At 46.4% G+C, this 22,575-nt stretch carries 19 protein-coding genes; 13 read left to right on the plus strand and 6 right to left on the minus strand.

Features of this window, described 5'->3' with window-relative positions; translation table 11 throughout:
• Positions 1–88: 88 nt before the first annotated feature.
• The gene (locus QUA02_RS29235; RefSeq protein ID WP_333033043.1) at positions 89–2,419 is read right to left on the minus strand and encodes an FUSC family protein; all 2,331 of its coding nucleotides are present in this window, start codon (positions 2,417–2,419) and stop codon (positions 89–91) included.
• 392 nt (positions 2,420–2,811) lie between these two features.
• On the opposite strand from QUA02_RS29235, the gene QUA02_RS29240 reads away from it, so the two are divergent.
• Entirely contained in the window at positions 2,812–4,134 is a 1,323-nt protein-coding gene (locus tag QUA02_RS29240; protein WP_333033044.1) for an FGGY-family carbohydrate kinase, read from the plus strand.
• A gap of 2 nt (positions 4,135–4,136) precedes the next feature.
• Here QUA02_RS29240 and QUA02_RS29245 read toward each other — a convergent pair whose 3' ends face one another.
• From QUA02_RS29245 to QUA02_RS29255, 3 genes are all read right to left on the minus strand, one after another.
• Complete coding sequence (locus QUA02_RS29245; RefSeq protein WP_190738328.1) at positions 4,137–4,742, minus strand: hypothetical protein; 606 nt, start codon at positions 4,740–4,742, stop codon at positions 4,137–4,139.
• Positions 4,743–4,933: 191 nt separating this feature from the next.
• Entirely contained in the window at positions 4,934–7,300 is a 2,367-nt protein-coding gene (gene pcrA, locus QUA02_RS29250) for a DNA helicase PcrA (RefSeq protein WP_333033045.1), read from the minus strand.
• Positions 7,301–7,507: 207 nt separating this feature from the next.
• Positions 7,508–7,891, minus strand: a complete 384-nt coding sequence (locus QUA02_RS29255; RefSeq protein ID WP_333033046.1) for a YkvA family protein — start codon at positions 7,889–7,891, stop codon at positions 7,508–7,510.
• A 132-nt stretch (positions 7,892–8,023) separates the two neighbouring features.
• On the opposite strand from QUA02_RS29255, the gene QUA02_RS29260 reads away from it, so the two are divergent.
• From QUA02_RS29260 to QUA02_RS29270, 3 genes are all read left to right on the plus strand, one after another.
• Positions 8,024–8,764: an SIMPL domain-containing protein gene (locus QUA02_RS29260; protein ID WP_333033047.1), complete on the plus strand. Its 741-nt coding sequence runs from the start codon at positions 8,024–8,026 to the stop codon at positions 8,762–8,764.
• A gap of 183 nt (positions 8,765–8,947) precedes the next feature.
• A complete protein-coding gene (locus QUA02_RS29265) occupies positions 8,948–10,108 on the plus strand; it encodes a FliH/SctL family protein (RefSeq protein ID WP_333033048.1) in 1,161 nt (386 codons plus the stop codon).
• 78 nt (positions 10,109–10,186) lie between these two features.
• Positions 10,187–10,351, plus strand: a complete 165-nt coding sequence (locus QUA02_RS29270; RefSeq protein ID WP_333033049.1) for a type II toxin-antitoxin system TacA family antitoxin — start codon at positions 10,187–10,189, stop codon at positions 10,349–10,351.
• A gap of 2 nt (positions 10,352–10,353) precedes the next feature.
• Here the strand turns inward: QUA02_RS29270 and QUA02_RS29275 are convergent, their stop codons facing one another.
• The gene (locus QUA02_RS29275; protein ID WP_333033050.1) at positions 10,354–10,815 is read right to left on the minus strand and encodes a hypothetical protein; all 462 of its coding nucleotides are present in this window, start codon (positions 10,813–10,815) and stop codon (positions 10,354–10,356) included.
• A 244-nt stretch (positions 10,816–11,059) separates the two neighbouring features.
• Here QUA02_RS29275 and QUA02_RS29280 point away from each other — a divergent pair, with 244 nt between their 5' ends.
• The 7 genes from QUA02_RS29280 to proB all read left to right on the plus strand — a co-directional run bounded on the left by QUA02_RS29280 (position 11,060) and on the right by proB (position 18,852).
• Positions 11,060–12,241: a F420-0:Gamma-glutamyl ligase gene (locus QUA02_RS29280; protein ID WP_333033051.1), complete on the plus strand. Its 1,182-nt coding sequence runs from the start codon at positions 11,060–11,062 to the stop codon at positions 12,239–12,241.
• Positions 12,242–12,432: 191 nt separating this feature from the next.
• Entirely contained in the window at positions 12,433–13,758 is a 1,326-nt protein-coding gene (locus QUA02_RS29285) for a GNAT family N-acetyltransferase (RefSeq protein WP_333033052.1), read from the plus strand.
• A gap of 245 nt (positions 13,759–14,003) precedes the next feature.
• Positions 14,004–14,456: a Holliday junction resolvase RuvX gene (gene ruvX / locus QUA02_RS29290; RefSeq protein ID WP_333033053.1), complete on the plus strand. Its 453-nt coding sequence runs from the start codon at positions 14,004–14,006 to the stop codon at positions 14,454–14,456.
• Between the two features lie 484 nt (positions 14,457–14,940).
• Positions 14,941–15,516, plus strand: coding sequence for a DUF3727 domain-containing protein (locus QUA02_RS29295; protein WP_333033061.1), 576 nt, complete (start codon positions 14,941–14,943; stop codon positions 15,514–15,516).
• A 247-nt stretch (positions 15,517–15,763) separates the two neighbouring features.
• The gene (gene mltG, locus QUA02_RS29300) at positions 15,764–16,888 is read left to right on the plus strand and encodes an endolytic transglycosylase MltG (protein ID WP_333033054.1); all 1,125 of its coding nucleotides are present in this window, start codon (positions 15,764–15,766) and stop codon (positions 16,886–16,888) included.
• Between the two features lie 230 nt (positions 16,889–17,118).
• Entirely contained in the window at positions 17,119–17,640 is a 522-nt protein-coding gene (locus QUA02_RS29305) for a YqeG family HAD IIIA-type phosphatase (RefSeq protein WP_333033055.1), read from the plus strand.
• A 102-nt stretch (positions 17,641–17,742) separates the two neighbouring features.
• A complete protein-coding gene (proB, locus tag QUA02_RS29310) occupies positions 17,743–18,852 on the plus strand; it encodes a glutamate 5-kinase (protein ID WP_333033056.1) in 1,110 nt (369 codons plus the stop codon).
• 112 nt (positions 18,853–18,964) lie between these two features.
• Here proB and QUA02_RS29315 read toward each other — a convergent pair whose 3' ends face one another.
• Complete coding sequence (locus QUA02_RS29315) at positions 18,965–19,720, minus strand: hypothetical protein (protein ID WP_333033057.1); 756 nt, start codon at positions 19,718–19,720, stop codon at positions 18,965–18,967.
• A gap of 303 nt (positions 19,721–20,023) precedes the next feature.
• Between QUA02_RS29315 and ndk the strand changes: the two genes are divergently transcribed.
• Positions 20,024–20,473, plus strand: a complete 450-nt coding sequence (ndk, locus tag QUA02_RS29320; RefSeq protein WP_333033058.1) for a nucleoside-diphosphate kinase — start codon at positions 20,024–20,026, stop codon at positions 20,471–20,473.
• Between the two features lie 442 nt (positions 20,474–20,915).
• Positions 20,916–22,538 (plus strand): tetratricopeptide repeat protein, encoded by a 1,623-nt coding sequence (locus QUA02_RS29325; protein ID WP_333033059.1) that lies wholly within the window; start codon positions 20,916–20,918, stop codon positions 22,536–22,538.
• Positions 22,539–22,575 lie beyond the last annotated feature (37 nt).

Here is a 22,575-nt window from a genome sequence, read left to right on the forward strand (position 1 = left end):
GAGGCTATTTCTGCCCATTCTTGTGACTTGGCTATGCCTGAGCTCATTCCCATTCTTCAGACCTGAATCCTTACAAAAAAACTTTTCCTCAGCTTTGACCGGAACTAGATCCTGAGTTCACCCTCTCATCCAAAGATTTTTGCAGACGATCGATCGCACAATGCAGACATTTCATTTCATGGGCAATTCGGTCTAGTTGTGTAGAAACAGGAGTTTGTTCTCTAACAGCTTGCCTCGTTGATGTTACAGAACTTGGATTTGTCGCCAACTCTGATATCCTAGTGAGATGTAACTGTTCAATATCGTTGTGAATTGCTTCGATATAAATATCTAGCCTCGGTAAAGCTAGAGGTGGGTGTCCCTGTTCCAGCGCGTTGGCTAAGTTCTCTAAAATTTGGACGATCGCATCGGTAAATCGCTGGAAATCGGCAAATTGGTACTCTCCGCTAAATTTCCGCTGATGTTCTGCTAGGGTTGTGACTGAGCTGAAAAAGGCACGAATGTAGAGTATCAGCATCGCGATCGGTTCTACTTCTCCTTGAACGTGACGGGGTTCGCTGAATAACCTTTGAGCCGCAGCAGCAGCATTTGCATTCTCTAATGCCGCTTGATGACGCAGGTTTTTGATAGTTTCAGTAGAGCACTTTTGTTCTGGGTTGATATAACTAGCTGCAACTTGTTGAAAGTACGCGAGATTAGAGCGAATAGTTGTTGTTAGTTGTGCCGGAAGTTGCGATCGCTCCCAACTGGGGAATAACAAATAGCTGCCGAGTAATGCTAAAATGCCTCCAATTAAGCTATCGACAATGCGTAATACTCCAATCTCCCAGCCGCCTTTACTCGTCATATTCAGTAGCAATATGACTACGGGAGTGAGGAGGGTGATAAAGATGCCGTAGCTTAGCGTTCGCACCGACATAGCAGTGACTAAGAGTATCAGAAGACAGACTAATATTGCCACTGGATTGTGGATAAGTATGACCAGGCAAATGCCAAAGATGCCCCCTAATGTGGTTCCAATCACCCGTTGCACAGTTGTCTGAGAAGTACCGCCAAAGTTCGGCTTTAGGGCAACTACAGCAGTGAGTGTTACCCAATAGCCTGTGGGTACTTGCAATAGCAAGGCTACTAATTGGGCAGTTGTTACTATTAGCGCCAGCCGCAAAGCGTGACGAAAAATAACAGAATTAAACGTGAGATTATTCCGCAGTGTGTCAATAATTGAAGAACGCTGTGGCTGTATCGGGGGATAAATGTTTAACTGGGCGATGCTGCGCCTTTCTCCTCGTTGTAAATCTGTGGCAATTTCCGCATCGGTATGAATTTGTTCTGCTAGGGCTTTGAGACTAGCTACAATCTTGCCAATACTTACTAAGTCAGCATAGTCATCTGCGTGAGCCAAACTCGCCTGATTCAGGACTTGAGAGTGTATGACTTGCCATTGGTATTCTAGTGCCTCGATCGCCCGATCTATATCTCCCAAGCGAACAAGGTTCTTTTCTTTGGCGAGGGATTCTGACAAGATTTGCAAAGCCGTTGCCGATGCTTCTAGCACTTGCTGAATTTCTCTGTGTAACTGCTGGAATAAGGGACGAGTGGATGCGATCGCTAACAGTTCCACCAGTGCTACAACAGAATTGGTAACTTGGTTGACATCCTCAATTAAGACGAGTAACTGATTGCCCCGCAAATCAGCACTTTCTCGGCCCGTCCACACAGCACCCCAAACACTCCGGGCAGAGGTCAAATCCTGTATTACGCTGTCTTGAGCTTGTAAGAATTGCTCTCCCCACTTCTGACGCTCCTCCAGATTTAAGGGTATCTCGCTTGCTATTCGCAAAAATTTGCTCAATGTGGCATAACAACTGCTGGCTGCCTTGATGACAGGTGTATAAGGACGCAGCACCCACAATCCTAGAGATAACACCATCGCCCAGACACCTCCAGCTAGGCATAGCGCACATTGAAGAAAAACAGTAGATAAATCTGGGAACGAAGCGAATTTTGCTAGCGAGACGATAAACATAGTTGATGTAACCAGGCTAACCGTCGCGGCGATCGTACCAAACAGACCAGCTAAGCCAGCGATGAACATCACTAAGAAAGTGGCTGGAATAGCTAGCCACAGGGTACTACTAACCAGATTCGCCATTAGCAAGGCGACAGTAACGCCAATGGTTGCTGCGAGCATGACAGTTGCTTTTTGGCGATAGGCTCCACCCGTATCGACCATCCCAACAAACATGGCTCCCATCACCGCGATCGCACTTGCAGCAGGATGACCTGTAATGAATCCAACTGCAATGGGCCCGCTCACTGCCAAAAGGGTACGCAAGCCGTAGAGAATGTCAGGTTTACCGGGCTTGAGCTGAAACTGCTGCAACAGCCAGTTTAGAGATTGTCGATCGGCAGATGGCATTACTAGGCTACCTCTTTAAATTAAATTAACTGGTTTCAGCCTAATCTTCCTGATACAGGTGATGAGACAGAAAAAGTTTTTGGGAGCATCCCAAGTATTGCCCCTCAAACTCATCAATGGGTCGGTGAACTTAAACTGAACCCTGAACAACTGGTTATTTTAGCGGAATTAATTGAAACAAATAACGAGGCCACCCTCGAATAACTCTGTCATTTACTGCCTAAATTTCTGGTTGCGGTTCGCTAAATTCGTATAAACCGGGAATAAGCGCCTATGCGCAAGCCCTGAAACTGTCCGAAGTGTTGTAACAGAAATTGAGTTTCAAACACAACCATAAGATGCAAATAAACTTTGTGGTTTCATCAAAATAGGAAAATTCGCGGGAGTGGCAAATGAATCTTTATTTGGGAATAGATTTCGGCACGACGGGCGCGCGATCGACTGTCATAGACTCCCAGGGTACAATACACTGTGAGACTGAATATACTTTTGCTAACAACGGGCAACAACAGCCTGAATTGCCCTCGGTGTGGCAAAATGCGCTGTGGGATTCGATCGAGCAAATTCCCCCAGCAATCCGCCGTCAGGTAAGGGCGATCGCCCTTGACGGCACATCTTCCACTGTCATGCTGTGCGATACCCAGGGTATACCAGTATGCGAGCCGATTTTATACAATGATGCGCGGGGTGCAGCGGTGACAGAGAGGTTGCGGGCGATCGCGCCTGCCAACCACACAGTATTGAGCGCTACATCCAGTCTGGCAAAACTTCTGTGGTGGCAGGAGGGCGGGCTAGAAGCCCACCCCACAAAACAATTGAGCCTTTGTGGAACAGGCATCTTGCCTGTGGTTGAGAAGCTTTATTTCCTGCATCAAGCTGACTGGCTGGCATTTCTGCTGCACGGAAAATTAGGAATTAGCGACTATCACAATGCTTTGAAACTCGGTTTTGATGTTGATACTTTGTGCTATCCGAATTGGCTGATAGATGGAATTGCGGGCGCTGCAACTCCTGAATTGCCGCAAGTTGTCGCACCGGGCACGCCTGTGGGGGAAGTGAGAGCTCAAGTGCGCGATCGCTTCGGTTTTCGCGATTGTACAGTTTGTGCTGGCACAACCGATAGCATCGCAGCATTTTTAGCAAGCGGTGTCAATTTACCAGGGGAAGCAGTAACTTCTCTCGGTTCTACTTTAGCCGTCAAACTGTTAAGTCATACCCGCGTAGATGATTCTAGATACGGGATTTACAGTCATAAATTAGGCGATTTGTGGTTAGTTGGAGGTGCTTCTAATACCGGAGGTGCGGTGCTGCGGCATTTTTTTACTGATGTTGAGTTGGAGAGTTATAGCACACAAATTGATCCCGAACAAGAGAGTTTGCTGGATTATTACCCATTGTTGAAAAAGGGCGATCGCTTTCCAATTAACGACCCGAACTTGCCGCCCCGACTCGAACCGCGTCCCACTGATTCAGTGGAATTTCTGCACGGTTTGCTAGAAAGCATAGCGCGGATTGAAGCGCGGGGATATCAATTATTGCAAGAATTCGGTGCAACTCCTTTGACAAAAGTTTATACTGCTGGCGGCGGTGCAAAAAATGCGGTTTGGACTGCGATTAGAAAGCGTTATTTAAAAGTACCTGTTGAAACGCCGATTCATACTGCGGCTGCTTATGGGACGGCGTTATTAGCAATGCGGGGTGCGATGGGGATATAATGCTAATTTTCGCGCACCATCCACACTAAAAATCCCAATATTTTATCTACTGGAGGTAGCGGATAATCGGTAAGATCGATCGTTACTATTTGCCCTTCCAGCTTGAGAAACCGCCAAGCTGTGCCACTGGAAACGCTGCCGTAGATGACGGAAATCGATCGCCCTTTGGCTTCATTAAATCTCTGGGCCGCCACCATTTCAGCAATACATTGACCCAAACCTACTTTCAAATCTCCTTTTTTAGCTTCCACCATCACAATTACCGGGGCCTCAACGTCTAATTGTTCCGGGGAACGGCTGATGATAAAATCGCAAACTCCTGTAAGTCCAACAGCCACATCAACATTAAATTCCTCACCCGAAAACACGCTGATTTGTTGGTTCAGAATCCTGCGAACTTCCAGCAATACAGGGTTAATAATAGCTTCAGAACGGGCTTTTTCGGTGCTAGTGGCGATCGCCCAAGGCAAATTTGTCTCCAGCATGGTCTGCAAGGCTGTTGCGGGTGCGATCGGTTCGATTTCCGGCAGAAATCTGATTCCTTCCACTACTGTAAGATTAAAGGCTTCTTTAACCTTGCCGATGGTCGTAAATTGACTGTAAGACATAAGATTTTAGGTTTTTATTTCAACTTTTTACTTAGATAAAACGAAGGTTGAAACCGCGTCTACACAAACGATATACCCGACGTGGACTAAAGATAAAAACGTAATTCTTACCGCATTTTAACCGCCCCTTCTTCAACCCGCTATTCTAGGTTTTGCCTGTATATACGCGGTTTCAACCGCCGGATTTTCTATTACACTCGCTGCAACTTAGCTGTTCTCGGATCGATGATTTTTCGGCCCAAACCCGAAAACTTAATTGCCAGATTAGTTTTGTCGCCCGCCCCTAAAACGTGCGTAATTTCTCCAACTCCAAAAGCATGATGAAAAACCCGATCGCCCGTTTGCCAATCCGCCGATTGTCCATTGTTTCCCGCTTGAGAACTGCCGGAATTAGCTGCTGAATTATTAGTTTTTGCCTTAGATGCAGCCGTTTTTCCCGCTTTAGTTTTCTTCGCACTTCCAGCCAGCAAATGCGGTGGCAATTCCCCTAAGAATAGCGAAGGGGTGCAGTGTTCCCGGTAGCCTCCCCAGAGGCGGCGTTCGCGAGTGTGGGTGAGAAATAGCAATTCCTGGGCGCGAGTGATGCCGACGTAGCACAAACGGCGTTCTTCTTCGATCGCTTTCGGGTCGTCCAAACTGCGGAAATTGGGAAATAAACCCTGTTCCATTCCGACTAGAAATACTACGGGAAATTCTAGCCCTTTTGCCGAGTGCAGAGTCATCAGCGATACGCGGGAGTCTTCTTCCTGCAAGTCATCTAAATCGGATGCTAAAGATGCTTTTGCTAAAAATGATGTCAGGGTCGGTTCTTCGTTTTGTTCTTCAAATTGCAGCACAGCATTGTACAATTCTCTGACGTTTTCTATGCGATTTTCTGCTTCCTCGGTTCCTTGGTTTTTCAAATCGTCAATGTAACCTGAATCTTCGATAATTCCTTGGACAATTTGCGAAGCCGGCACGGTTTCAAGTTGCTGTTGCCAGTGGCTAATCATTTTAGCAAACTTAATAATCGCTTTTGCCGATCGCCCTGCGAGAGTATTGACAGAAGATTCATCGCTGAGGATTTCCCACAACGGAATGCCTAACTCAGTTGCAGCGTCTTCGATTTTGGAAAATGTGGTATCGCCAATGCCGCGGCGGGGAGTATTGATGATGCGTTTGAGGCTGACGCTATCGTCGGGATTGGCCAGCGTCCGCAGGTATGCTAGGATATCTTTGATTTCTTTGCGATCGTAAAACTTTAGGCCGCCGACAATATTGTAGGCAATGTCTAAACGCATTAACGCTTCTTCAAAGGAGCGAGATTGAGCGTTTGTGCGGTAGAGAATCGCAAAGTTACTGCCGTTTTCGTATTCGGAGTTTTGGCGCTTTAAGGAATGAATTTGACCCGCTACAAATTCCCCTTCTTCTAATTCGTTGTCTGCCCGCCAGACAACAATCGGAGCACCCGGTTCGCGAGTCGGGCGCAGAACTTTCTCGATCCGTTCGGTATTGTGTTCGATCAAGTGGTTTGCGACTTGCAGGATGTTTTCGCGCGATCGATAATTTTCCTCTAATTTTACCATTGTCCGAGTTTTCTCGTCGGACAAACCATCTCCAAAATCCTCTTGAAATTCCAGCAAGATGGTATAATCTGCCATCCGAAAGCTGTAAATTGATTGATCGACATCGCCCACGACAAAAATCGAGCGGTTTTGCCATTTATCGAAGTTTTTCGGGTCGGCGTTATTAGTCACCAACATCCGAATCAAATCGTACTGAGTGCGGTTAGTATCTTGGTATTCGTCAACTAAAATATGGCAAAACTTTTTATGCCAGTAATTTAATACTTGCTCGTTTTGGCTCAAAAGTTTAACGGGAACGAGGATTAAATCGTCAAAATCTAGGGCATTGTTGGCTGCTAAAGCGTCTTGGTAGCGACTGTAAACATCGGCAATCACGCGACCTCGATAATCCGGTTCTGTTGCTTTGTATTCTTCAGGCGACAAACCTTTATTTTTAGCATTGCTGATGGCATAGCGGACTTTTCGCGGGTCAAATTTCTTGTCGTCCAGATCGAGAATTTTTGTAACAATTTGTTTGACGACACTTTGAGCATCTGACTCGTCAAAAATCGAAAAGTTTTTCTTCCACTGGCGGCCTTTTTCGTCTTGGTATTTTTCAATATCGTAGCGGAGAATCCGGCCGCACAAAGAGTGAAAAGTCCCCATCCAAATGTGTTTGGTAATTCTCTGGTAAATTTGCGATCGCAATTTCGTCTGTACATCCGGGGCTAAGTCTACCAAAGGTTGGCCATATTCGGCTTCAGCTTGCTGAGTTGCCAGCAATTTCTCAATTCTTTCTTTCATCTCCCTGGCGGCTTTATTTGTAAATGTCACCGCCAGAATATTTTCAGGATCGACTCTATGGGTGCGAACTAAGTTAGCAACTCGGTAAGTTAGAGCTCGGGTTTTCCCGGAACCAGCGCCCGCTACTACTAACAGCGGCCCGTTATAATGGGCGACTGCTTGGCGCTGAGATGGGTTGAGGTGGCTGAGGAAATCAGTGGTTTGAGTCATAGGTAGAAAGTTAGTTTATTTTTTTAAGGGGTAAATAATACTTGGTATGCGATACCGCGAGTTTTTTTAACGTAAGGTGCGCTAGGTGCACCATATATTATAACTAGAACGGTGATTTTTTCAACTTTAAATATTTTTTGACCAAGCGACTTGTTTAAGGTAAGGTTCTCGGCGCACCCTACACTATAAATAGATAGGTAATTTTTTTTAACGTTTAAATATCCGTGTCAGCCAAATTGCTGCTAATATTCCCAAGCCAATCCAGAGGGCAATAATTACAGCAGCGGCAGCCCGATTTATCGGTTTTCCTCGCTCTATTTCTGCGGCTGCTTTTTCCCGACACTCTGCTAAAACCTGTGGCGGAATCATCTTCAGTACCAGCCAAATTCCCAAAGGTACAATTATCAAATCGTCCAAGTAGCCGAGAACAGGTATGAAGTCAGGAATTAAATCGATCGGGCTAAAAGCATAGGCCACCGTAAGGCCTGCTAAAATTCTGGCGTACCAAGGTACTCTCTGGTCTCTACTGGCTAAATAAACAGCGTAAGTCTCTTTTTTGAGTCGGCGGGCAGCTTGTTTTAAGGATTGCATATAAAGATTAAAGACTAATGACTAATAACTTATACTTTTTTTAGTTGCTAAAAATGTAACAGACCGCATATTTAGCAATTTCAGTGGGAAGGTAAAGTATAGCATCTGTTGTATGTGAGGAGAATCAAGTTTATGAGTTCAAATTTGCAACGTCGCGATCGCATTAATTTCCGCAGTCTGTTAACAGCGTTGTGTTTAACCTTAACTCTCGTTAGTTTTGTGAGATTAGATCCGGCGGTGGCTCAAGAACAGCGGATCAGAACGCTGAGTGTTACTGGGCGGGGTGTGGAAGCGATTCCCACAACCCAGACTCAAGTGCGGCTGGGGGTTGAGGTGCAGGGGAAAACGGCGGCCGAGGTGCAGCAGGAAGCGGCGAGGCGATCGTCCGCTGTGGTAGAGTTGCTGCGATCGCGCCAAGTCGAAAAACTCGAAACTGCCGGCATCACCCTCAATCCCATTTATAACTACGACAACAACCAACAGCGCTTGACGGGCTATACGGCGACGAATACCGTCACTTTTCGGATTAATACTGCATCTGCCGGCACTTTACTCGACGATGCGGTGAATGCCGGAGCCACACGCATCGACGGCGTGAGTTTTGCCGCCGCCGAAAGTGCGATCGAATCTGCTCGAAAACAAGCACTCCGCAAAGCAACTCAAGACGCTCAAGCGCAAGCGGATGCAGTCTTGAGCGCCCTAAACCTGAAGCGGGGAGACATTCTGGGCATTCAAGTCAACGGTGCGATCGCGCCGCCTCCTATGTACCGGCAATTGGCTAATGCTCGCGCTGCTGCTGCTGACGCTACAACGCCTGTGGTGGGAGGGGAACAGCAGATTGAAGCATCTGTGACTTTGCAAATTAGTTATTGATTGCAGCTTGCATTCTAATTGAACGTAAAATGCGATATTTGTTAGATACCCGACTTCTTAAAGAAGTCGGGTATCTGGGTGTTTTAGTTTTTTATGTTTGTCTGCTGGTTGTTAGATAAAACATCTTAAATATCCGACGATAATATGATAAACTTTAATCATAAAATATGAAAAGCAATTTTTATGACGCGATTTATTCACGATCGCTTTGCCAAAGACTTGTTGACAGAACTGCTGTCTCCCATCGGGACGGTGAATATCGGGCATGATGTTACTGCCGAAGTTCGAGAAATCGATGTTTATTTCATTCCAATGACTGTAATTCCTGAATACTCAGCAACTTTAGGGTTGTTGGGAAAAATGGCTGAGACGACGGCAATTTTTGAACCGTTTCGCAATCCAGTAACTGTAGGCGAAGTCATTAGCTGTATGAGTAAGTTATGGGATTTGCGAGGTGAATTGGAACGGCAAGCCAGAAGAGAAAATACTCGCTATGATGATGCTAAGTTGCCGACACTGTGGATTTTTACACCTACAGCATCGAAAGCAATGCTGGAGGGTTTTGGCGCGATACCCAAGCCTGAGCATTGGATGGAGGGCATTTATTTTTTGCCTAGGCATTTGAAATCGGCAATTGTAGTGATTCACCAATTGCCCGAAACTCCCGAAACCATGTGGTTGAGGATTTTGGGGAAAGGGAAAGTGCAGCAAAGGGCGATCGGCCAGTTGAGCAGTTTAGCAACGGACGATCCGTTACGGATTATCGCGCTAGAATTGTTGTATCAGTTACAGTCAAACTTAGTAACCGATACCGAACAAGAGTTACAGCCAGAAGAGCGGGAGTTAATTATGGCGATCCCATCACTTTTTAGAGAACAGTTAGAAGCCGCACAACAACAAGGAATTGAACAAGGAATTGAACGAGGAATTGAACGAGGAATTGAACAAGGAATTGAACAAGGAATTGAACAAGGAATTGAACAAGGAATTGAACAAGGAAGACAAGCACAACAGCGCTTAATTTTAGAAAATTTTCTGCAAGTACGATTTGGAGAAATCAACTCGAAAATGACAGCTTTTTTATCTCCAATCTCAAAATTACCCGCTGCGGAATTTACGGTGCTGTTGCTGGCAATATCCATGCTGACAGTCGATGAAGCAGGAAGACAACAAGCGGTGAGATTATTAGCAGAAAATGTTTTGAGAATTCGCCAAAATGAATTGGGCGATATTCTGCCTACAGCTCTTACCAATTTACTAGCATTGCCTGTCGATGAATTGACATTGTTTGTAGAACAATTTCCTCAGTTATCGGGTGATGAATTGAGAGCAAGGTTGGGATAAAAAACCGGAATAATATCTGTTCGGGTAGCCCTAAACTCTACCCGAATTGCCCGATTGATTAGATAAATCGTATTTTGTATGACTAAAACGACTAAAAAATTTATTGAACAGCACCAAAGACAGAAACTTAATCTTGAGGACAGCGAGGCTTTCGTGAATGCCCTCCTGAATCCAACCCAGCCGAATCAAGCTCTCAAAGCAGCAGCTTTGCGCTACAAAAAAGTAAGGGTAGCAACTCATTGAAACTAAAAATAATTATGCTTTTTCAGGAACGCTTTCATTGCATCGGACAAAGGAGGCTCAACATGGAAATTTCCAAATTCATTAATAAACTTAGCCCATGTATCTGATAGCAGCCCCTCTCTTCGCAAGTATGGATGCAACCAAATCCACTGGAGCGCGTAACCTGACGGTCGAAGTCTAAAGCAGCACGCTCCAGTACAGGGTACTTTAAATTCTTTGGAAAAGTGTTGAGCTTCAGGCTCAATCCAGAGAAATGCAACATGATTGGGGTCTGTTTCTTCGCCTTCATAACCGTACTGAACAAAATCATACTTAAACTCACGACGGAAAAACTGTGCTATGCGATAAACGGCTTTGCGATAGGTTTTGGGAGACTTGGCAGTTACCTTAATTGGATTAAATAGATGATTGCCACTGATTAAAGGGCAAACTATATCAGTAGCTTCAGGCTTGATTGCACGCATTGATTCGATTTCGGGGGTTTGGTGTTTTTGAAACTGAATATATCAATTGTAATTGAGAAAATCTCTTTATATACTGCCGAAGCGACTGCAAGATGAATTCTCGGTGTTGTTAAAGCCTGATCGCCCATTGCACTCCCCAACCCCAACCCCAACAACCCCCACAAATCCAATTGCTACCGGATCGGCGATCGAAGTACCCGATATCGACTACAGTAAACACAAATAATTATTGGCGGTGATTTGAGTGATTGAGACTTTAGCAACAGGAATCGCAGCAGCCGGTTCGCTGCTAGCATTGGGCGGATTGGGCCTAGAGTTGAACTATCGCCGGACTGGAAGTGCAAATAAACTAGAACTAACAGCCGGAGAATGGCACTTAGCCATCTCGGAACCCAACCGCTATCTTTTGGTGGGAGAAATGGAGTTCCGCAACCTGACACAGCGCTTTGAGGTTATGTTGCCGGAAGTGCGCGCACAGGTGAAACTGCTGTCAGACGGAAGTTTAGATGGCGTTACTTCCCAGACAAAGGTGATTCCTTACCACAAAGACGCAGCAGCCCGATCGGACGATTACTGGTTCGGCTATATTGTTAAAGCCCAAAAAACCACGAAAATTAAAGTTTCTGTAGACATTCAAGGGCAAGATTTAACCAAATTGCAGTCAGCTTGGGTGCAAATACACTTCGTCACCTACGGCCCCAGCGGCCGCATCCCGAAAGTCCGTAACGTGGTAGTCCCGCTGCAATTTCCCAACTCGGACACCGTACCCATCGCCAGAAATGTCGGAGTTGCAGAAGTCTTGCCGATTCGCACTCACATACTGGCGGAACTGGACAATCCCGTCGAAATTGTCAAGCGGTACGTGCTGCCGCGGGCCCAGAAAGGCGATATTGTCGCCCTCGCAGAAACTCCCCTAGCTTTGATGCAGGGACGCTACCGCCATCCCAGCGAAGTCAAACCCGGATGGGCGGCAAAGCGAGTCTGCTTGTTTTTCTTGCCCACGTCGAGTTTGGCCACAGCTTGCGGGATGCAGACGTTGGTTGATGTAGTAGGCCCTTGGCGAGTAGTAGCAGCATTTGCTCTTGGCGCTGCGGCTAAAATATTTGGTAAACCGGGAGTCTTTTACCAACTAGCAGGGGAACAAGCCAGGCTGATCGACGACGTTACCGGGACTCTGCCTCCCTTCGACCAATTTATTGTCCTCGGCCCGGACAATCCCCAGCAAGTTGTAGAAGAAATTCAACGAGAAACCGGACTTGCGGCGGCGATCGTAGACGCTAACGACTTGAAAGCAGTTAAGATATTAGCAGCGACCTCCGATTTATCGGTAACATTTTTAGAACAAGCCTTGCGCAGCAACCCCGCCGGGAATGCTGACGAGCGAACACCGGTCGTTGTAATTCGACCTCTGCCACAAAAATCTTGAGTTGAAAACTGAAAATTAAAAATTCAAAAAGATGATTTGAAATTTTTAATTTTCGATCGAGCAAGAAAGGGAGAAGAATGAAAAGTTCTAAGTTTTGAACTCAAAATTTACGCACTCAAAACTCAAAACTTCCCTAACTCTTCCCCTTTCTGAATTTTTATTTTTAAATTTCCCTTCCCCACTTTCGTGCTATGACTTCATTTCCCTCCCAAAACCAAAACCCGGTTGTGATTCGCCCGTTTCAGTATCGCGACATCGAGGCGATGGAACAACTGTGCGCGGAAACAGCCGACGAGCCAGAAAACCGCAAGGGCGCAAGCTGCGACTTGGTACTGGGTAGAAAGTTGCAGCAGATTCGCCGCTGGTACGGACTGCTAAAGATTTTTAGCTTGTTTCCCAACCCTTGTCAGTCCCTGTTTCGGGCCCACGTTGCCGAAGAAGAGGGGAGAGTTAAGGGCATAATTCAGATTTCTCCTTTCAACCGCACCCGCAGCACTTGGCGGATCGATCGCCTAGGAGTAGACCCGGAAGCCCGCAGCAAAGGAATTGGTTCGATGCTGCTGCGGTACTGCTTTGAGGCAGTCTGGGAGGCGCGGACGTGGCTGCTGGAGGTGAATGTCGGCGACAAAACTTCCCTGGCTTTGTACCGGCAGAACGGGTTTCAGCCTTTGGCCCAGATGACTTACTGGACGATCGCCCCGGAACGCCTGCAAGAAATGGCCAACTCGACGCCAGATTTGCCCAACCTGCTGCCCGTCAGCAACGCCGACGCTCAGTTGCTCTACCAACTGGATACCGCGTCTATGCCGCCCCTGGTGCGCCAAGTATTCGATCGCCACATTCAAGATTTCAAAACCAGTTTTTTCGGCGCTTTGCTCGAAGGTGTCAGACAGTCGCTGGGCAAAACTGAGGTAGTCAGCGGTTACGTGTTTGAACCGCAGCGCAAAGCCGCGATCGGCTATTTTCAGGTGCAGCTATCCCGCAACGGCCACCAACCGCACGTCGCCCAGTTAACCGTACACCCGGCATACACTTGGCTGTACCCGGAACTGCTATCCCAGATGGCGCGCCTCGTTCAAGATTTCCCAGTTCAAAGCCTGCAACTGGCTTCCGCTGACTATCAGCCGGAACGGGAAGCTTATTTAGAGCAATTTGGAGCAGTGCGCCAGTCCCACAGTTTGCTGATGTCTCGATCGGTGTGGCACAAATTGCGGGAGTCCAAGTTGGTTTCTCTCGAAGGACTCCAGCTATCAGAAATGCTGCAGAGCTTCCAGCCAACTCGCAAACCCGTACCGGGCAGAATGTCCTGGCTCGGCCCGATGGCTGGGGAAGCAGCAGCAGGGCCCCCGTCCTGTGAGATTAAACCCCTCTTGGCTGACTCAGGAAACAACCAAGCCAATCAAGTTAACCCCTTGAATTTCCAGAATTCCGAATCAGCAGCAACAGATATCAGCAGCATTTTGCCTCTAAAATTGCCCGAATTGCCTCTAGACGAAGGCTCCCAAGAGAAAAGTTAATACTTAATAGTGAAAAGCAGAAAGTAGGAAAATTTTCATCCAAGCAGCCGTCTCTGCTCTTGGGCGCACCCTACCATTAAGTAAGGTACGCATCAAGTATTTTTTTCTTACTTTCTTCTCTTCTCTTCTCTTCTTCCTTCGCGCACTTCGCGTCTTCGCGGTCCGTCAAATAAGATTATTTCCGCAAAAAAACAGTAAATCTAAAATCTAAAATCTAAAATCTAAAATTGATTGATTGATTGATAATGTCCAACGAGAAATTATGGATTTCAGCACTGGGATTAGATATCGGCCTCAAACGAGTCGGCATCGCCGGGTGTGACGGCACTGGTTTAATAGCTACGGGGATTACAACTCTGGTACGATCGTCCTTCGATCGAGACGTAGCTTATCTCAGAGAGCTCGTCCGAGAGCGGAGAGTGCAAATTTTGGTTGCAGGCTTGCCCTACTCCCTGAGCGGAGAATTGGGCGCTCAAGCCCGACAAGTGCAGAAATATGCGGGTCGCATTGCCACCGCCTTAGAACTCCCTCTAGAGTACGTGGACGAGCGCCTGACTTCGGTTGAGGCAGAGGAATTGATGAAAGCAGAAGGGATTTCCCTGTCGCAAAATAAGGGTTCGATCGATCGCAAAGCAGCAGCCCTGATTTTGCAGCAGTGGCTAGACGAGCGGAGGCAAAAAATAGTCATTAGTCAGTAGTCATTAGTCAGTAGTCATTAGTCAGCAGGCAGATTAATTACCCAATGCCCAATGCCCAATGCCCCATGCCCCATGCCCCATGCCCCATGCCCCATGCCCTACAGGCAGATTAATTACCCAATGCCCCATGCCCCATGCTCCATGCCCCATGCCCTATTAGCATTTTATATGCGTAGCAGCTTAACAACGGCGTGATATCCTAGTTGTGCAAGTTTGCGAAGCACACCTGTAACCGTTGACACACGGGAGAAAATTCTGCTGTACCCTCGGTACTGAAGAAGCACAAAATCGTGATTTGTCCTCACTGTCGCTTGCGGACTCGACTGAGATTTAAACGCTGCACTCTCTGCGTGGAAAATGCCCCGAGTCTCGCGGTTTAAGCTTGTGGACTGGCGATCGCCCGATCGGCCAGAATATCGCCACGAAAACTCCCAATTGTCAAGCAAACATTACTGAATTATTGACGGAAAATAAGATACACGCGATGTCCTCATCCCCAAACCGCAAAGAGAATGGCAGTTCCAACGAAGAGTCCGTCACCCTGACGGATGAATTTGGGCGCGAGCTGACTTGCAATATAGAACATTCGATGAACCTAGAAGGTCAAGAATACGCTTTGCTGATTCCGATCGACTCTCCGGTAGAAATTTTTACTTGGCAGGGAGACGAAACCGACGAAGCAGCAATTCCTGTAGAAGACGAGACCGAAATTGACAAAATTTTTGATACCGCTAGAGTTGTCCTGCAAGAGCAGAACTTGACACTCCGGCGCACGGCGGTGACGCTGACTGTGGTTGGCGAGTTGCCGGAATTTCCAGACGAGGATTTGACGCCCGACGCCGATCCGGATGAGGAGTCGGAGTTTGAGGAGCTGATGTGGCTGACTAGCTTCTACCACGAAGAACAGGAATATGCTATTTATACGCCTCTCGACCCGTTCTTTATCTTGGCTCGAATGAATGATGACGGCAAGCCAGAATTGCTCTCGGAAGAAGAGTTCCAAAGGCTGGAACCGATGTTGCCAATGCTGGAAGACCAGTTCTTTGACGAGCTTGATTAGATATTAATTCAAGGCAGAAGGCCCACAGGGCAAAAAGCAGAATTTTTTACTATTTTATAAAAAAGTAAACTGCTCGCCCGATCGAACTTTTTCGAGATTGCCCCTTCTGCCTTCACGATCGGGCTGTTGAATTGAGCCTTTGAATTCTGCCTTTTAAAGGGCTTGTATCCGTAACTTTTCGGCCATCAATCGCAGGTCATCAGTCATTAGTCGTTAGTTAACCGCCGCTTATCGAGGACAACGGACTATGAGTAAACAACAACTGACAAAAAGCAGCGCGCGCGAGAACCGAAAAGGTACTCCGCAACTCTCTAAATGGTTGTTTTATCTGGCGTTGCTGCCGGCAATTTGGGGCGTTTGCGCTTGGCAGGGCTGGGCTTGGTGGAGCTGGGCTTCTGCCCCGCCTAAAATAGCTTCCTCTTCGGGGAATCCGGCAGAGGATGCTGCAGTTTCGATCCAAATCCCGGAGGGTACTCCCAGTCAAAAAATCGGGCGGGATTTAGAGGCCGCGGGCTTAATTCGATCGGCAGGAGCATGGAATATGTGGGCCCGCTGGCTGACTCTGCAAAACCGCGACGGAGGTTTTCAAGCAGGAACTTACCAACTGTCGCCGACTCAGCCTCTGAGTGCAGTTGCTGAGAAAATTTGGAAAGGTGAAGTCGTACAGCAGAGTTTCACGATTCCAGAAGGGTGGTCGCTGCAACAAATGAGCGCTTATTTTGAAGCGCAAGGTTTTTTCCCGGCTAAGGAGTTTATGGCGGTGGCGAGTCAAGTTCCCTACGCTCAATACCCTTGGCTACCGAGCGGTCTGCCTCATTTGGAAGGGTTTTTGTACCCGGATACTTATCAGCTAGACGGCGATGCAATTAGCCCGGAAGCTGTCATCAAGCAAATGCTCGATCGTTTCGAGCGGCTGGCTTTGCCGGTCTATCAAAAAAATCAGCAGAATACTAAGCTCGCTCTCAAAGAATGGGTGACTTTGGCGAGTATTGTGGAAAAAGAAGCTGTGGTTGCGAGCGAGCGCAATCGCATTTCTGGTGTGTTCAACAACCGTCTGAAGAAGGGTATGCCGTTGGGTTCTGACCCGACAGTTGAATATGCTCTCGGCATCAGGCAAACTAAGGAGAAGCCTCTAACTTTTAAACAGGTGGAAACGCCTTCTCCTTACAACACTTATATAAATGTAGGACTACCGCCAACTCCGATCGCATCTCCGGGAATAGCAAGTTTGGAGGCGACTCTGACTCCAGAAAATACAGAATACCTGTATTTTATGGCGCGGTATGACGGCACTCACATTTTCAGCCGCACTCAGACCGAACACGATGCCGCGGTGGCTAAAGTTGACCGACAAGTGCGATCGGGTCAATAACCGAATCTGAGACAATGGGTAATGGGTAATTGGTAATGGGTAATTGGTAATGGGTAATTGGTTATTAGTTATTATCACCAACCACTAACAAGCAACAAATAACAAATAACAAATACCCAATTTTCAATTCTAAATTCTAAATTCCCAATTCTAAATTACCACTTCCCAATTCTAAATTCCCAATTACCAATTCCCAGTTCCCAATTACCAATTATCAATTACTAATATTTATGTCTTGGGGTAAACTACTACAGCCTGACTTAGTTCTCGGCACTGCGATCGTGAATTTAACGGCTGATATTCTTGAAAAATATCAGATCAAAGGATTAGTTTTGGATGTGGATGAAACTCTCGTCCCCTTCACAGCAACAAATGCTTCTCCCGAACTCAGTTTGTGGGTGGAAGAAATTAAACCGGTGGTATCCCTGTGGTTGGCGAGCAATAATTTAAGTCAGGCTCGGATCGGTCGGATTGCTGAGTCTTTGAATCTACCTTACATCACTGGTGCTGCTAAACCGTCCCGCCGCAAGTTGCGAAGGGCCGTGACTGCGATGAATTTGCCAGTGGAACAGGTGGCGATGGTGGGCGATCGACTTTTTACGGATGTTTTAGCAGGCAATCGTTTGGGTATGTTCACTATTTTAGTGGAACCAATGGTTGATGCTGGGGAGGCGGTGCGGAAATATCCGATGCGCTCTTTTGAAGTTTGGGTTTCTCAAGCTTTGGGAGCATCTCTGAAAATTAAAGATTAAATTGGGCATAGGGCATAGGGCATTGGTAACTAATGACAACAAACAACAGTCAACAGTCAACAGTCAACCGTCAACAGTCAACCGTCAACAGTCAACAAACCAATGACTAAAACTATTGTTGTTAAAATAGGAACTTCGACTCTGACTCGATCGAGTACAGGAAACTTAGCTTTGTCAACTATTGCTACATTAGTCGAGGTTTTAGCCAATTTGCGGCAGCAAGGGCATCAAGTAGTCTTGGTTTCTTCGGGTGCGGTTGGAGTTGGCTGCGCGCGCTTGGGTTTGACGGAACGCCCGCGAAACATTGCTCTGAAACAAGCTGTAGCCGCTGTAGGACAAGGGCGGCTAATGCGGGTGTACGATGACTTGTTTACTACTCTACAACAGCCGATCGCTCAAGTATTGCTCACCAGGGGCGATTTAGTGCAGCGCAACGGTTATGTTAACGCTTACAATACTTTTCAGCAACTGCTCAGGTTGGGGGTTATTCCGATCGTCAATGAAAACGATACTGTAGCGGTAGACGAGCTCAAATTTGGCGATAACGACACGCTTTCGGCGCTAGTAGCGAGTTTGGTAGAAGCAGATTGGTTGTTTGTGCTCACGGATGTCGATCGGCTGTATTCCGCCGATCCGCGCAGCAATCCCGACGCGCAGCCGATCGCCCTAGTCCAAAGTATGGCACAGCTCACAGAATTCCAGGTGCAAACAGGAGATTCCCGCAGCGGTTGGGGAACCGGCGGAATGGTGACAAAAATTGAAGCGGCGAGAATAGCAACAGCATCGGGAGTGCGCACAGTCATCACTGACGGCTGCTTTCCTGGTAATATCGAGAAAATACTTAACGGAGAGTCGATCGGCACTCAATTCGAGCCTCAACCGCGCCCTGTAAATGCTCGCAAACACTGGATAGCTAACGTGCTAATTCCGGCAGGAAAACTTTATTTAGATGCAGGTGCTGTCAAAGCAATTTCCCACGGCGGAAAATCGCTTTTAGCTGCGGGTATTGCTCGAGTAGAAGGAGAATTTCAAGCTGATGATTCCGTGCAGTTGTGCGACGCAGCGGGCAAGCAAATTGCTAGAGGGCTGGTGAATTATAGCAGTTTAGAATTAAGACAAATCCAGGGCTGCAAGTCAGATAAAATTGCTGAGATTTTAGGCTATGCAGGCGTAGAAACGGCGGTACACCGAGATAATTTAGTGATTGTTTAAATTATCTCGTTTCCGGTTGCATCGGAATCATAAAATCGAGTCAACAGTCAACAGTCAACAGTCAACAGTCAACAGTCAACAATCATGAGGAGTGCAACCGGAATTGATATTACTAAATATCGAGACAGTCGATCGGGCAATGAGCGAACGCAGAAATTGAGGATACTTGCAGCACAGTATTGCAAGAATTTGTTTTGCTGTGTCGGAACAGCTCGTTCATCGCTTCTGTAAACAATTCAAATACATTGTGTGCTAATTTTAAAGCTGCTTGGCGTTCCGCATTAGTAAGTTTGATATCTGCTAAAACTTGCAACATCTCTGGGGTGTTTAAAAGGTGATAATTTTCTAAACCCACATCACCTCCTCCAAAATAAACATATTCTTTTTGGGTAATTTCCTGTAATTCAATTACCACTGCTAGCGCCGCCTCAAAAAAAACCGTGGCCGTTCCTTCGAGGACTTGCACTAACACCAGTTTCTGAATGGGAGAGGCTTTCCAAGCGTAGCGTTCGAGCACTGAACACAGCGATCGCGTTTTTTTAGTTTCTTCACCCCAAAGCAGTCTAAAATCACCATAAGTCATTGATTGGTTAAAGCCAACTTCCTCTAGGTATTCTAGATAATCGTGCCAGTAATAGTTGTGGTTATAAGTATATTTATTAATTAGTTCCTGAACTTTGTTTTTACTAGAAGATTCTCTGATTGCATATTTATTTAAATCGCTCAACCCCACAGCTAAAGGAGCCAGAATAGGTGCAAAAATTAGTCTTTGTTTCAGGTAAGTATTTTGATTTGCTAGAAATGCAAATAAGGGTAACTGTGCAAATTCTTGCTTTTGTGTTTGAATAAATTCTAGAACTTCTTTCATAGCCTCGCACCCTCACTAAGTTATTTAAACAGGGGTTTCACACCTTGCTTGATTATCGAGGTTTTTTAGGAAATATCTTTGTATTTGATATCATGTTTAGTTGTGTTTGTAGTCAGGATAAAGTGTGATTTGCATCATATTGTGTTCCACAACTAAATCGGGGTTGAGAGTCAGGCTACTCTTAGCGACAGTTACTTGTGTGGCAATGAGTATAGATGACAAATTTCCAGGGCGAATTGCCTTTGGGTGCGTTCTGGGTTAATCTATCTTTTGTATCAGTTAAGAAAATTGTAGGAGTTAATCTTGGAACGCACTTTTTTAGCGATTAAGCCCGATGGTGTACAGCGCGGACTCGTTGGCGAAATTATCGGTCGTTTTGAAGCCAAAGGCTTTACGCTAGTTGGCATGAAGCTGATGACGGCGACTCGCGAACTGGCCGAACAGCATTACGGTGTCCACAAAGAAAGACCCTTTTTTGCTGGATTGGTAAACTTCATCACTTCGGGTCCGATGGTGGCGATGGTGTGGGAAGGCGACGGCGTTGTGGCGTCAGCGAGAAAAATCATTGGCGCAACCAATCCTTTGAATTCGGAACCGGGGACAATTCGCGGCGATTTGGCTGTGAATGTCGGTCGCAATATTATTCACGGTTCTGATGCTGTGGAAACTGCAAACCAGGAAATTAGCCTCTGGTTTAAGGATGAAGAATTGAGTGCTTGGACACCTTGTTTAACTCCTTGGATTGTTGAGTAAATTTGATATTCTCCCGATTGATTAATCGGGAGATAATCTTAGATAATTCGGCTATTGAAATCGCTTATTCATAAACGAAGTCCGCCTTCGGAGACTAAGAGTTAAATAGAAACAAACCCGGGTTTTCCATATTACAAAAACCATCAAACATCCCCATTATTTGTAGGGGCGGGTTTCATCAACAATAATTGCCTAAAACCCACAATCTCGTAAACCCGCCCCACCCAACGACAAATCATCGCCCACCTTTTAGCATTTCGATACAAATATAAGGTTGATGTGGGTTATTGGTGGTGGGGGCGGGTTTATATAAATTGTTGGTACTCGTTAGGTATTGTTGGCGAACCCGCCCCTACAAAAATCTTGGCATGGCCAGCCCCAAACAGATGAGTTTAACCGATAATAAATTAATGGATCGCACAATCCCAAATCGCAAATCGCAATGAAGTCAGAACGCGAACAAGCCTATCTCAACCTGATAAATCAACTGCTAACCTGTCCCAGCGGCGAAGAAGCGGAGGTATTAGAGACTCACCCGGAATTGCGGGATGATGGCTTGGTGGCGGCAATGCTAGAAGAGGCAGAGAATCTTAGAAGATTTGGGCAACTAAATAACGCTAATCGGTTGATGAATTGTGCCGGGATACTGCTTGGGATGAATGACAACACCTCAGTGGCAGTCACCCGAAAAGCGGAAGCAGAAAGACTGTTTGAACAAGGCAATCAGCAGTATAAAATCAGTCAATTTCGAGAAGCTTTGCATTCTTGGGAACAGGCATTAACTATCTGTCTTAAAATCGGAAATCGCCAAGGAGAAGCTAATTGCCTCGGCAATTTGGGCAATGCTTACGATTCCCTAGGGCAATACCACAGGGCGATCGAATTCCTAAAACAGTCTTTAGTGATTAAACGGGAAATAGGCGATCGCCAAGGAGAAGCTGCTTCCCTCGGCAGTTTGGGCAATGCTTACGGTTCCCTAGGGCAATTCCACACGGCGATCGATTTTCACCAACAGTATTTAGAGATTTCACGGGAAATCGGAAATCGCCACGGAGAAGCTAATTCCCTCGGCAATTGTGGCAATGCTTATTATTCCCTAGGGCAATACCACAGGGCGATCGCATTTTACCAACAATTATTAGAGATTTCACTGGAAATCGGATATCGCCAAGGAGAAGCCGCTTCCCTCGGCAATTTGGGGGTTGTTTTCTCTTCACTAGGCCAATACCAGAAGGCGATCGATTTTCAGCAACAGTCTTTAGTGATTAAACGGGAAATAAGTGATCGCCAAGGAGAAGCTAATTCCCTCGGGAGTTTGGGCAATGCTTGCAAATCCCTAGGGCAATACCAGAATGCGATCGATTTTCAGCAACAGTCTTTAGTGATTTCACGGGAAATCGGATATCGCCAAGGAGAAGCTGTTTCCCTCGGGAGTTTGGGCTATGCTTACCAATCCCTAGGCCAATACCAGGGGGCGATTGAATTTCACCAACAGTATTTAAAGATTTCACGGGAAATCGGATCTCGCCAAGGAGAAGCTCATTCCCTCGGCAGTTTGGGCATGGCTTACGTATCCCTAGGGGAATTCCATAGGGCGATCGAATTCCTAAAACAGTATTTAGAGATTTCACGGGAAATCGGAGATCGCGTGGGAGAGTCAATCTCTCTCAGCAATTTGGGAAATACTTTCCTACAAACTCACCAACTTTCTGAAGCTGAAACAGCACTTCGCGCTTCAATCGCAATTCATGAAACTCTGCGTTCTGAATTAGTAAGTAATGACCACAAAGTCTCAATCTTTGAAAACCAAATATCTACCTATCGCCTGCTGCAACAAGTCCTAGTGGCCCAAACTAGATTTGATGAAGCCTTAGAAATATCAGAAATGTCGCGCACCCGTGCCTTCGTCGAGTTATTGCGACAAACCTTATTAACAACCCCCCCTCAGTCCCCCCCTTATCAAGGGGAGGAAGAAGAGTTATCTCAATTCCTCCCTGTTAAGCCCCCCCTTAGCAAGGGGGGGTTGGCAGGGTGGATTAATTGTCAACGCAATAATGTATCATAGAAGAGGCAATCAGATATTACCATCGGGTAAGACTATC

It is taken from the genome of Microcoleus pseudofavosus SVA1_A4 (genome assembly GCF_036700565.1).
Taxonomy (GTDB): Bacteria; Cyanobacteriota; Cyanobacteriia; order Cyanobacteriales; family Microcoleaceae; genus Microcoleus.